The organism is Streptomyces stelliscabiei, from assembly GCF_014873495.1.
GTDB classification, from domain to species: Bacteria; Actinomycetota; Actinomycetes; order Streptomycetales; family Streptomycetaceae; genus Streptomyces; species Streptomyces bottropensis.
In genome coordinates this window covers 3,170,721-3,182,619 of record NZ_JADBGF010000001.1, presented here as the reverse complement: position 1 = coordinate 3,182,619, position 11,899 = coordinate 3,170,721, and the positions used below count along the sequence as shown (strand labels likewise).

The window sequence follows — 11,899 nt, the reverse complement described above, 5'->3', positions numbered from 1 at the left end:
CATACGTCTTCGAGCACACAGTGCCGCGGCGCCGTTGGCGGCCCGGACGAGAAGACAGTTGCAGTGAACTGTTCACTGAGATTTGCTAGGAGCATGGCGCAGTCAATCTCTCCCCAGGCCCTGGTACGCCAGCGACTGTTCAGGGACATGAGCGTGGAGGAGCTCGCTGCGGCCGTCGGTGTCACGTCACGTGCCGTGCGCCACTGGGAGACGGGAGCACGGGCCGTTGGCGATCGGGCTTTCGGACGGCTGCTGGAGGTGTTGCGCTGTGATGCTCGGGAGTTGACGGGCAACGAGCCAGGCACCGAGACCCTCGCGGACCTGCGCCGCGTCGCGGGCATCAGCACGGAAGAGGCCGCCTCAGTTCTGCGGCGCAAGCGGGGCGCACAGGGTCTGCATCTCAGCGCGGAGAAGATCCGGGACCTGGAACGCGGCCGGCACGTACGCGGCTGGATGTGGCGCTCTCCCGAAACCCTGGGGCAGGTGGCGCGCATGTTGGCCCAGGTCTACGGGGTTCCCGTCCGGGTGGTGATGGACGCCTGGCACCGCAGCCGCCCGGATGACCCCCTCCCGGTACTTCCCGCGCGGCAGGCACGAAGGCCGTCCGAGGAATCGATGACCGCCTGGCAGGGTCTCAACGACCGGCAGCGCACCTACCTGACCTGCATCTTCCATCAGGACCAAGAGGCCGAGGAGGAGCAGCGGCAGAACCGCTACGTGGGAGCACGGCGCCAGCCGGCAGTCGAGTGGCGGCGTATGACGCTTGCCCTCTCCGTCCCGTCCGACGTTGTCGGCTACACCCGCATTCAGGAGCGGCTGCGCGAGGCCGGGGTGCATGATCCGGGAGCCGGGTCTTCCGTGGCTGCTCTGGAGCGACGCGGCCTGATCCGCGTGTACCGGGACCGGGTGCATCTCGACGGACTAGGGGACGTGCCACGCACCAGGGTTGAGATGACCCGGCGTGGCAGGGCGGTGACCCGCGTGGCGCTCGGTGTCTCCCGCGAAGCGGGACCGCCCGCGCCGCTCCTGTCGCCGTGGTTGTGGAAGATCATGGTCCGTGTCGCACGCGCCGGGGTGCAGGGAGTGGACGGCAGTCTCGCCGGACGTGGACCGCACTACCTCGCGGTGGGGCAGAGCCCCGACGGGCGTACCCCGAGCAGGGGCTTCATCGTCCTTCGGCATCCGGACGGAGTGGCCCACGGGCCGTACCGGTGGCTTCTCACCGACTCCGGTCGGCGCCACATCACCGACCACCTCGACGCCTACCGTGCCCTGTATCCCGGTATCGACACCCAGGGGCTCGAAGATGTTTTCGATTAAGGTCTTCGGGGGAAGGGCCACTGTCAGTGCCCTGTCGTAGGGTTCCGGCTCGTGAAGCAAGCTGATGACACGACAGGCATTCAGCAGACACATGCCCTGCTGGAAATCGTCAAGGCGTTCGCCGTGTGTGAGCACGCGATGGCCAGCGAGGAGCTGGACGGCCCGAAGCGTCTGGACCGGCTCATCGAGGCCCACGGGATCCTGATGGCGGCGTGCGGCCCCGGGCATCTGATCCGCTTCGAGGAACTGCTGGGGAGGCTCACCGGTGACCGGGCAGGCTCCCTGGAGGGGCTGCTGCCTGACTGGATCGACACTCAGGCTCTCGCCGGCGTGCGGTTGATGGACAGTGAGGGGGTCGCCACCGAGGACGGGTTCGACTTCCGGCACGAAGCCCAGCGCGTCATGCGGGCCGCGCAGAAGGTCGGCAAGTTCAGCGGCCAGGTGACGAAACCCAAGCTGGATGACGAGTACAGCCAGGAAGCCGTCTTCAGCGCGATCAAAGGCCCCTTCTACGAGAGGCACCGCACCACGCTGGTGGAGAACCCGACGGTCCTGAAGGGCGGTCTCCCCGACCTCAAGCTGCCGTCCCGGGCGAACGACTTCTACAAGCCGATCTCCCAGTACGCGCAGTACAACGGTTGGTGGTGGCCTTGTCCCGCCTGCCAGTGGCCGATGAAGGTGGCAGCCACTCGTTCTGGTGCACGCATCCAGGGCAGGGTGCGGTGCCTGTATCCCTGGCACGAGGAGACCGGCGCGTCCTACGAGTTCGTCGTGACCGCTCGGAAGAAGTCGGCACCCACCCTGAGCCCGACGTTTGGGTGCAGAGTCCCGTCCGGACGCTTCGCGGCACTGTGGACCGGGGCCCTACCGCAGGTGCCGGAGGCCAAGCCCGTCGAGGAGTACGTGGCGTTGGTGCGGCCGGTGTGGCGCTACACCGTGGTCCCCGGCCTCCCCGAACTGGCTCTTCACCGGGCTGTCTCAGCGGACCTTGAGGGCACGGCTTGGACGTCACACCTGTGGCCCAACGGAGACCAGTGCGATCACTGGATCACCCACCCGAACAGCGGGAAGCCGGCGTTCCCCGCCGACTTCAAGGACTACACGTGGGTGAACCATCTGGTCAGCAAACTCCACATGGACGGTGGCGACCGAGGAGGAGCGGATTACCTGGTCGTGCCTGACCACCGCCAGGAGCAGGTGGCCCAACTCGACATGGTGTGCCGCACGTACGGGATGAAGGCGGCGATGACCGCCACCGACTACGTCGAGATGGTCATCACGGGAGTCAAGGAGGGCCGGGTGTGAGCGGGGAGATGACAGGGCGGGAAGCCGGTCTGGCGGGGGCACTCGCACTGGCGGCGCACTACTTTCCGCGTAAGGACGACGAGGGCCGGGTGCTGGCCGGTTTCGAAGAGGCTTCCTTCTTCGCCCACCGCAAGCCGCGGGCGTGGTCGGAATGGGCGGGCCTGCCGGTGGCCGAGAGGAACGTCATCCGTCAGGTGATGGTCCTGATGTCGCCGGAGTGGACGGACCCGAAGAAGCTCAAGTCGGCGGCCCTTGCGTTGCTCGGAGCCTTCGCTCCCGATCCCGACATGGCCGACAGGACAGGTGGTTCGCTGCGACTGCCGGCCAGAGAACCCGAAACGGCCGACGCCGTGATTCCCCGGGTGGGAGGAGACTGTCTCGGCTACGCCCAGCGCATCACCGGCCCTTTCTTCACCTTCGGCAAGCGCCCCAAGGCGCAGGCGTTCGCCGGGCCGGGAACGCACAGGACAAGAACCGCCTACCTGGGCAAGGAGCACGGCACGACCAGCCGTGACATCCATATCCAGGAAACCCCCGGCTTCCGGGAGGCGCCTGGCCACGAAGCTCTGCCACAGGTGAGGACCCGTCCACAGCGCGACCGTGTGGCGCCGACGGTGAAGGAGCTTCTGAAGGTCGCCAAGATCCTCAGCGGCCAGGACAAGAGCGTCGCCTACCTCCACAGGACCCTGAAGCGCTTCTTCAAGGGCATGAAGACCACCGACGGCGAGCTGACAGAACTCGATCTGACCTCGGGGGACCTCCAGGTCCTCAACGCCCCCACGGGAAGCGGCAAGACGGTCCTGGTGCGGGTCATGGCGTCCTGGGCGGCGCTCAACGACGTCCGTATCGCCTTGGCGGTCACCGACGTCCGCGCAACCCTCGACATGGCCTGGGACATCAACAACGACCTGGCCTACCTGCACAGGGAGAGACATCTCCCCGAGCCTGCTCACTGCACTCCTCTGATGTCGCCGACGAGCATGCACCGACGGGCCATGGACTACGCGGCCCTCAGCCCCTCCACCCAGATCGACCAGTGGGATCGTCGTGCCAGGACCGACATCGGGCTCCTGTCGGCCGGCTGCGCACAGCGGGCCCTCATGGACCCACCGAGCCTGTACCCGTACGGCGAGGAGAACTGCACGTCGCTGACCTCCGCCGTCACCGGGTCCACCCGGCACACCTGCTCCTTCGCCCCGGTGTGCGGCAAGTTCCAGCAGTTCTACCGTGCCGCTGACGCGGCCGTGATCGTCACCAACCACGCGAACCTGCTGGAAGGCCGGACCCGCATCGGCGTCGTGCTGGACGGGCAGGAGTTCCGTGGCAAGGCGCGCGGTACGAGGGGCATGAGCGTGCTGGAGATGACGCTGCGGGCCTGCGACGTGATGCTGATCGACGAGATCGACGCCTTCCAGACGGCAGCCGTCAGCCGCTGCACCTCGGAGATCACCCTGGCGTCCCGGAAGCGGACGACCGCGCTTCGGGAGATCGACCAGGACGCCAAGAACCTTCCCATCGTCCACGAGATGGACCTGGTGTCTCCGGTCAGCCACGCCCGCCTGATGGCCGAGATGCTGCTGCTGTGGCTCTGTTCCGGCAGCGGATTGAAGCTGAACCCGGGCAACGAGACGGACAGCCCCGACGGAGCCAGCCGTGACAACACCGGCTGGCGCCTGGCCCGTTCCCGGGACCGCGAAATCCTCCAGCTCCTCTTCCCCGACCAGACGGCCGGCGAGGACATCCCCCCGGACCTCTTCGCCCTTCTCGAAGAGGTCATGCCCGCCCACCGGCATGAGTCCGAGTTTTATGAGGAGAACGAACTCCCCGAGGGAGCCGACTGGGAGGCCGTCCAGACAGCCCTGACAGTGCTTACCGCCCAGCGGGGCCAAGACCATCTCACCGACACGCGCGAGGAGATGCGTAAGCTCCTGGCAGGCATCGTGCCGGATGCGTACAAGCGGTCAGCGGTGGTGAACCTACTGGTCACTCGTACTGTGCTCCGGGAACTCGACGCTGCGCTGGACAGTCTGCGCGAGCGGGCACAGACCCTGCGTTACCTGGACCTCGGGTCAGTCCGCAAGATCCTCGAAACCATGCGCAGCAGTACGGTCGCCACCCTCTACCCTCTGGCGATGCTGGGCCGGTCCATCCACGGCTACCAGGTGAAGGGAATGGACAACAAGGAGAAGGAGGCGGAACTCCTCTCCCGTTCCTTCGGTGGCGACCCGCACACCTTCGTCTCCGAACTCGGCGGCCTCACCGCCCTGCTGACCGCCGGAGTGCAGCGACCGGTCATGGGCCTGTCCGCCACCGCCTACCTCCCCCAGGCCGTGCAGGAGCACATCCACGCCCCCGTGCGCTGGTGGCTGCCCGACACCCGCCCCGAGTCCATCGTCACCGTCCCCACCCCGGTTCGAGGCCGCAACGGCGACGCCATGAGGATCGGAGGACTCCCGCCCGAGCTGAAACCCAACGCTCTCCGCGACCTCGGCAGGGGCCTGTACGAGCAGCAACTCGCCAAGCGCCTAGCCCGACTGGAGAAGCAGGAACCGGAACGGGCCCGCGTCATCCTCGCCGTCAACTCCTATGAGCAGGCCGCCTACCTCGCCTCGGGGGTGGCGCAGGCCGACGGCCTGAACCACCGGGTCTGCCTGCTGGTGAAGAAACCGGAGAAGCAGAACTACGAGGAGCATCTCCCCGCCCACGTGGACAGGATGGTCCGGGAGGAGCTGAAGGAGTTCCCCCACCGCGGCGAGATCCTGATCGCCCCTCTCGCCGTCATCGGGCGAGGCCTGAACATCGTGGTCGGTACCCGTTCGGCGGTCCGCGACATCTACCTGTGCGTCCGCCCCGTCCTAAGCATCGAGGACACCGACTGGATGCATGCGAGCGTCAACGCCGCCGGAGTCAACACCCTTCCCGTAGACGGTAGCGATGAGCCCCTTCCAGTCCTGCGGAAGGCCAGCGAAGCCTCATGGAAGCAGCTCTCCAAGATCCTTCGTTCGCCGGCCCGGTTCTCCAACATGGACCACGACCTCCGCAAGGAACTCGTGGCAGGCATGCTCGTGCTGCTCATCCAACTCGCAGGCCGAGCCCGCCGCGGCGAGACCGACATGACCCTCCACATCGTGGACCACTCCATCCACGACAAGAAGTTCAGTTCGGACCTGGCCACGATCATCAAACAGATCTACGCCGACTGGAATCCGGAGCAGCGCGAGATCATGAACGAGCTCTACGGTCAAGCGCTTCAGGCATTCCTGACCTATGCGGGACTCGACCGCGACATGATTTGAACCACCCACTGCCAGTCTCCGCCTTTTCGAGACGGAGTTGCGACCGCTTCCCTCTGCCCGGGGAGAAAGACCAGAAAGACGAGGTAACGCCCAATGGGGCGAAGCAACAACCAGCGGGATCTCACCGCGCGCACCACCTCGATCAGGTGCACCAGGGAACTCCTGGACGGCATGACTGCCATGGTCTGGGACTTCGGGGACTACCACTCGCCTACACGCAAGGCATGGAGGGAGCTGAGGGGTACAGCCGCGCAGAACAGCAAATGGATCAAGAACGAACAGGAATCCGACCCGTTTCTCGTTCCGTACTCCATCGCCGTCACCGTTCTCCAGCAGATCACTGACGGCTACGTCTACCTGGACAAGAACCTGGCGTTCATGGTGACGCTCAACCCCGTGAAGCCCGAGATCCTCAGGGATGTCTTCGCCTACCTGGAAGGAGTCGTCCGCAAGGTTCCTGTGGACGAGATCCCTTTGAGGGAAGTCCCCGACCTGGCCAAGCGCATCGCGGAGACCACTCCCCAACGCCTGAGTCTCGCCGACAACATCCTGCCCAAGGACGACGGCAAGCCCGCCAGCCCCGACAGCTGGGCCTACGAGGCGGTGAGGTGGCACATCGCCAAGAAGCTGGCTTCCGTGTCGTTCCAGGACCGGGAGATGGAGCCGGTCCTTGAGGAGTACGAGGGGAAGAACGGTGAGACCAAGCACAGGACCGTCGACTGGCAGCCCTCAGGGAACGTCGCATCGTTGGACTACCGACCTGTCAGCAACGGTGACCTGATCGCCTGGGACAACCCCATCGGTCCGGTCTTCGCCGGTCTTGCCCACCCGGTGGACCTCGGTGATGCGGTCAAGGCCCGGCCTGAGAACCCCACCCGGGCACAGGTCCAGTACGCGCTCTCCCGCCTGTCGGTCAAGATGGCCACCTACACGGCCGAACCCAACCCCGTCCTGAACCTGAACGCGCACATCCGCCGTGTCAACAACACCGTGATCCACTCCAGCACCGTCCTGGTGGACCAGGGGAAGGACCGGCCGCTGCTCTCCCTGTCGTTGGACGGACGTGGCCTGCGTCAGACGAACAGGCACGCGTTGGAGATCCTGGCGAAGATGGACGCCGACAGGACCTCGCTCAACGCCATCGAGGAACGCGTCACCCACGAGCGAAGCCTGCTCAACGCCAGGGACGAGAACGGCAAAAGGATCGACATCCTGACGCCACCGCCCGGAACGATCCGGCCCACGATGCCGAAGACGGACTCCTTCGCCGTCGGCACCGGCGCAGGCACCCACCACCTGGCGCTGCTCCAGGAGCACATCGGTCGTGCTCTTGGTGACAAGGTGTCCGCCCTTGAGCTGAAGTCGAAGGGGAACATCTTCGGCAAGCGAGCCCATGAGCCGGCCACCTCCGCCGAGGGCAGGGACAAGACGCGGAAGAAGGAGAGCGGCGAGTACGTCGATCTCGTCGGCAAGCCCTCGCCCGAGGGCATCCGTCGCTCAATCGAGACGGCCGGGTACAAGACCCTGCGCATCCTGTGCTTGTGGTACCGGGACGAGACCCGGATGCGGATGATCCACGGCCTGGCCCACCCCTACGGCCTCGACCCGGACGAACTCGACCCCATCGAGGGTGAATCCGTCCCCCTCGCGCCTGGCATCGAGGCCGTCTTCTGCAACGCCGAGGAGCTTCTGGCACACGGTCCCGCTACCCAGCGGGCCTCGGACACAGAAAAGATCACCAGCCGGTTCGCGGAGCCCGGCGTTCTTCTCGCCGCCTGGTGCGAGACTGAGATCCCCGTGCGAGGCGAAGAGCACGAGGGAATGAAGCCCGCCGACGTGAAGAAGGCCCTTGAGGAAAGCGACGCCAAGCACCAGGTCGTGCGCGAACTGGCCAAGGTCACGGTGCCGTCCCAGTTCCTCGTCGGCCGCGTGTACGACCCCTTCACCAAGACCTTCAGCATCGTCAAGAGGCCCAAGAAGGCCTTTGAGGACCACCGCGTCTACATGGGCCTGCTGGATCTCTACCGGTCGTGCGGAGTCGTGGACGACCGCTTCGAGCGAGCCCTTTACCCTGACGACGACCCCTACCCGCTGCCCCGCATGGCGTTCGTCGGTATCCACATCCGCAAGCAGGCCACCGATCGCAGGTTCAAGGGAGAGCCAAAGAGGATCATCTGCGCCAGCGCGATCATCCCCTCCCGGGAACCCGGCGGCCCCTGGCGCATGCTCGGCTGGAGCAACATCCACCCGGAGTGGGAGCAGTACGCCTTGGCGCAGAGCAACTTCCACGCCGCCAACTACCCCCTTCACACGGAGGACGGGGACAGCGATTTCCAGCGCTGGGCACAGGCTGGCGAAGACGTCCAAGAGGCTCTCAAAAACCTTCACGACGAACTCGACGGACTCCCGTATGCCCTGATGATCGACGGCCACGCATGCCGCCGCGTATGGCCTGGCCTCCAGAACAAGAAGCAGGGCCTCAGCAAGGACACCGACGACCCTCGCCTGTGGCTTCCCGGAACCGGGCTTCCTCTTTCCTGGAACCCCGTCAGCATCCTTCGGATGAACTGCATGCAGGCAGAGATGCCGCGACTGGTCTCCGTCACCGAGAAACAGAAGAACGGCAAGACCGTCACCCTCAAGACCTCAAGCGACCTGTATTACCCGGAAGACCGGCCCGAAGGCCACCCCTGGTTCCTGTTCACCGTGCCCCGCAACTACGGCAAGAAGCGCCACGGACAGTGGAAGACCCGCTGGCGTGCCGACCCGGGCAAGGCGTCGAAGAACGCCGATGAGCGCAGGGACAACGAGCTGAACTCGCCGTGGTACAGCATGACCACGCGCGAGATCACCCCCATGTACACGCGGAAAGGCTACGACCGGGAAATCCTGGCCGTCGCCGCGGCCCGGCTCAGCCACCAGGCCATCTCCTGGTCAGACCGGACCCGATACCCCGCTCCGCTCCACGCGGCGCTCCAGATGGACCTCGGCCACCCCCAGTACCGACGCTCGGCGCCGAAGGACCCCGAGAGCGTCGAGATCCTGAACGCAGCCAACGGCATCGACGCGTAGACGCCAGGCATTGACACACGGCAGCCCGTGTCCCGCATCGGGGCACGGGCGCGCTCGTGCATGGTCGTGAAGGGACTCCGACCTGCAGGTGAGGAGATGGGTTGCAGCATGCGGCAGAACTAGGCGGCAGCTCTGGAGTTCCCCGGTTGGGAGGAGCTCACCTGCCCCATGGCCCGGTCGATCGTGATCTCGATGACCACGCGCTCCGGATCCGGAGAAGGCGTCCGCCCGTACCGCTTCCCGTAGCGCGCCACAGCATCCTCTACTGCGGCTGGGTGCGTGCGGACTTCGGCCGTGCCCTCCAGCGTTGCCCAGCGTCCTCCGTCCACTTGGCAGACGGCGACGCGTGCCTTGCCGGGGAGCGCTGCCTGAACGTTGGCGACTTTCCTGCTTGATTTGCGGGTGATAACCCGAGCGATACCGGCGTCGACGTCCACGGTGACTCCAACCGGCACGACGTGGGGGCGGCCATCAGGCCGGAGCGTCGTCAGGGTGCACAGATGGTACTCGCTCCAGAACTCCACGTAGCCATTTTCCTGACTCTGCATCTCGGTGCGCATGGCTGGAAGCGTAATCGCGAATTACGTCCCGACTGGCCGAAAGTGGCCATGGCCACATCTCGTCGTCTGCTGCGTGGACTGGGGATTTCACTGCCTTCCATTACTAAATGGCCGATTTGTAAGCAGTAAAAATATCTCGGATTGGTAACGAACCTGAGGCCTCCCGGTGTACTTGGCGTGAGCGTGTCATCCCTGAGAACTGCCAGTTCAAAAGCATGATCTACAGTCACGTGCGTTATTTTGGTGCGATTTGTTGGGTCGCAGTTGAGGGGTGCTTTTCAGTCAGGTCTTGGTGTGGGCTTCGCGTAGTCTCCGATGCTGTTCCCAAAGCCTGCTGCGGACGCTTTGCGATGTGTCATCGACTGTTCACGCTAGCGACGTTCGGCATCAGGTGAGTCTTGGGCGCGCACTCGTGTGGTCCAAGGATCGGGGCGTTCGCGGCAAGGGCCGACGTACTGCTCTCGCTCCCCGGAGCACCTCGGCTGCGTGGTGCAGCGGGGACTGGACATGGTCGAAACGGCGCGGCCGTCGCCCGGCTCCGTCTCGGAGTCATCAACGGCTGGTACGGAGGGATCACCGATGTGGCCTGGAAGAAGTGACCGCGACACAGCTCAGCCCAAGGCTCCTGCGGAGGACGGAGTGAGCCGCAGGCGGTTGGGACGGTGGCGTATCGCTCCGAAGCGAACGGTGGAGCGAGACCTGCACCGCCGACTACGGCGAGAGCTTCAGAGTCTCGGCATACAGCCGCCGCTGGATGTGAAGGAGTTGTGCCGGGCGCTCGGCGAGAGGCGTGGGCGCCCGATTGTCCTGCGACCCTTCCCGCTGGAGAAGCCCGGCCCATCGGGTCTGTGGGTCGACATGCCGCAAATGGACGTGGTCCTCTACCAGCACCCCCCTGCATCAGGACCACATCATCCTGCACGAGGCGTTCCACATCATCGTGGCCGAGGATGAGCCGGTCGAGGAGGGCCAGGAAGCTCCGGACGACTTCGTCGAAGGCTGGGCCACGATGATCCCGGTGCTTGACCCCGCCCTGATCCGGCGCGTGGCCCGCCGGTGTTCGTACGACGACGGGGAAGAGTGCGCTGTCGAGCTCGCGGCCACGATCATCCTGGAGTGGTCGTCGGTGCTTGATCACGTCACCCCGCTCTCCGAGGATCCCTCGGTTCGACGGGTTCAGGCGGCGTTGGGCGATCGGCGAGGGTGGCTGTGACCCGTGACCGAAGTGATCCTCCTGGCCCTCGCGGTTGCTGTCGTCTGGAAGCTGTACCAGTGGTCGCGAGCGCCTCATGACGCGCCGCTTCGTTCCGTCACGTTGTGCTTGCTGAGCGCGGCGCTGTCGTATCCCCTGGCCATGCCTGGCGGTGCCTCGGGCGTCGACACCGTGGCCGGGCACGGCACCGCGAAGCTGGTGCAGAACGTGCTGCTTCTGCTGACGGTCTACTTCCTGATGTGCTTCTACCTGTACTCGGCTGACGGGCAGGCCGGTCGGCTCCGCGCCAGGCGGGAAGCCCTCCTCGTGGCAGCCGTGGCAGTGGCGATCACGGTCGCCGCGCTGTCGGTCCCGCACAACGTGTTCGCCGGCTCCTTCAGCACGGCGGACATGACGATTCCGCAGATCGCCTTCTTCTACGGCGGCGCCGGCCTGTACCTCATGTACGCCCTCGGCGCCGCCGGCCGCTGGACCCGACGCTATGCCCGCATGTCACGGCGACCGCACGCCACGGGTCTGTGGATGGCCGCAGTCGGCCTCAGCACGATGGCGGTGGCCTGCGCTGTCCGAGCGGTCTTCGTCGCCATCCGGTGGAGCGGCGGGACCGTGCCACAGCCGCTCATGGCAGGTGTCGCGTTCCTGCTCGTGGTGTCCATCCTGCTCTTCTTCGTGGGCGTCACCTATCCGGGGGCCCGCTCGAGGGTGACGTCGGCGCGGCTCTGGATGCGGCGCCGTCGTGACCACCGTCGGCTGGCTCCGCTGTGGCAGCTGCTCGCCGAGGCATATCCCGAGAACGTGCTGCGGCCCGCTTCGTCCGGGCTGTGGGACCGGTGGCGGGCGCGCGGTGTGCACCGCCGCTACCACCGACGGATAGTGGAGTGCCGTGACGGACTGGTCGATGTCAGCCCGCACCTGGCCAACGCGCCGGAGGACACCGAAGTGCTCGATCTGCCCCCAGCCGTGCTGGCGGACCGCCTTCGGCGCGCTGTGGACACGATCGGAAAGGGAGCCCTTGTGCCTCGTCCGGCGGTACCGCTGGCGGTGCCCAAGGAGGCCAACCGGGAAGCAGACGTCCGCCAGCTGATCGCCGTGTCCGACGCACTGCGCCTGTCCGCCTGACCAACGAAGATCAA

General features: G+C 65.9%; 7 protein-coding genes. 6 read left to right on the top strand and 1 reads right to left on the bottom strand.

Annotation, left to right across the window (positions count from 1 at the left end):
• Window positions 1–93 precede the first annotated feature (93 nt).
• From H4687_RS13895 to H4687_RS13880, 4 genes are all read left to right on the top strand, one after another.
• Complete coding sequence (locus tag H4687_RS13895) at window positions 94–1,320, top strand: XRE family transcriptional regulator (RefSeq protein ID WP_046918523.1); 1,227 nt, start codon at window positions 94–96, stop codon at window positions 1,318–1,320.
• 51 nt (window positions 1,321–1,371) lie between these two features.
• Complete coding sequence (locus tag H4687_RS13890) at window positions 1,372–2,625, top strand: restriction endonuclease-related protein (RefSeq protein ID WP_233443424.1); 1,254 nt, start codon at window positions 1,372–1,374, stop codon at window positions 2,623–2,625.
• Window positions 2,622–5,921: a hypothetical protein gene (locus H4687_RS13885; RefSeq protein ID WP_046918522.1), complete on the top strand. Its 3,300-nt coding sequence runs from the start codon at window positions 2,622–2,624 to the stop codon at window positions 5,919–5,921. The genes H4687_RS13890 and H4687_RS13885 overlap by 4 nt, the downstream gene beginning before the upstream one ends.
• A 93-nt stretch (window positions 5,922–6,014) precedes the next feature.
• On the top strand, window positions 6,015–8,993 hold the full coding sequence (locus H4687_RS13880) for an RNaseH domain-containing protein (RefSeq protein ID WP_046918521.1): 2,979 nt from the start codon (window positions 6,015–6,017) through the stop codon (window positions 8,991–8,993).
• A gap of 119 nt (window positions 8,994–9,112) precedes the next feature.
• On the opposite strand, the gene H4687_RS13875 is transcribed toward H4687_RS13880, so the two are convergent.
• Window positions 9,113–9,553 carry a pyridoxamine 5'-phosphate oxidase family protein gene (locus H4687_RS13875; protein ID WP_046918520.1) on the bottom strand — a complete coding sequence of 147 codons (441 nt, stop codon included), beginning with the start codon at window positions 9,551–9,553 and terminating at the stop codon, window positions 9,113–9,115.
• Window positions 9,554–10,493: 940 nt separating this feature from the next.
• Here H4687_RS13875 and H4687_RS46365 point away from each other — a divergent pair.
• Together H4687_RS46365 and H4687_RS13865 are read left to right on the top strand one after the other, a co-directional pair.
• Window positions 10,494–10,766, top strand: coding sequence for a hypothetical protein (locus tag H4687_RS46365; protein WP_225966680.1), 273 nt, complete (start codon window positions 10,494–10,496; stop codon window positions 10,764–10,766).
• A 3-nt stretch (window positions 10,767–10,769) separates the two neighbouring features.
• Window positions 10,770–11,885 carry an MAB_1171c family putative transporter gene (locus tag H4687_RS13865; RefSeq protein WP_046918519.1) on the top strand — a complete coding sequence of 372 codons (1,116 nt, stop codon included), beginning with the start codon at window positions 10,770–10,772 and terminating at the stop codon, window positions 11,883–11,885.
• Window positions 11,886–11,899: the final 14 nt, after the last annotated feature.

Coding starts and splice junctions, on each gene's coding strand:
- H4687_RS13880 (WP_046918521.1), top strand. CDS start 6,015: ATGGGGCGAAGCAACAACCAGCGGGATCTCACCGCGCGCACCACCTCG.
- H4687_RS13875 (WP_046918520.1), bottom strand. CDS start 9,553: ATGCGCACCGAGATGCAGAGTCAGGAAAATGGCTACGTGGAGTTCTGG.
- H4687_RS13895 (WP_046918523.1), top strand. CDS start 94: ATGGCGCAGTCAATCTCTCCCCAGGCCCTGGTACGCCAGCGACTGTTC.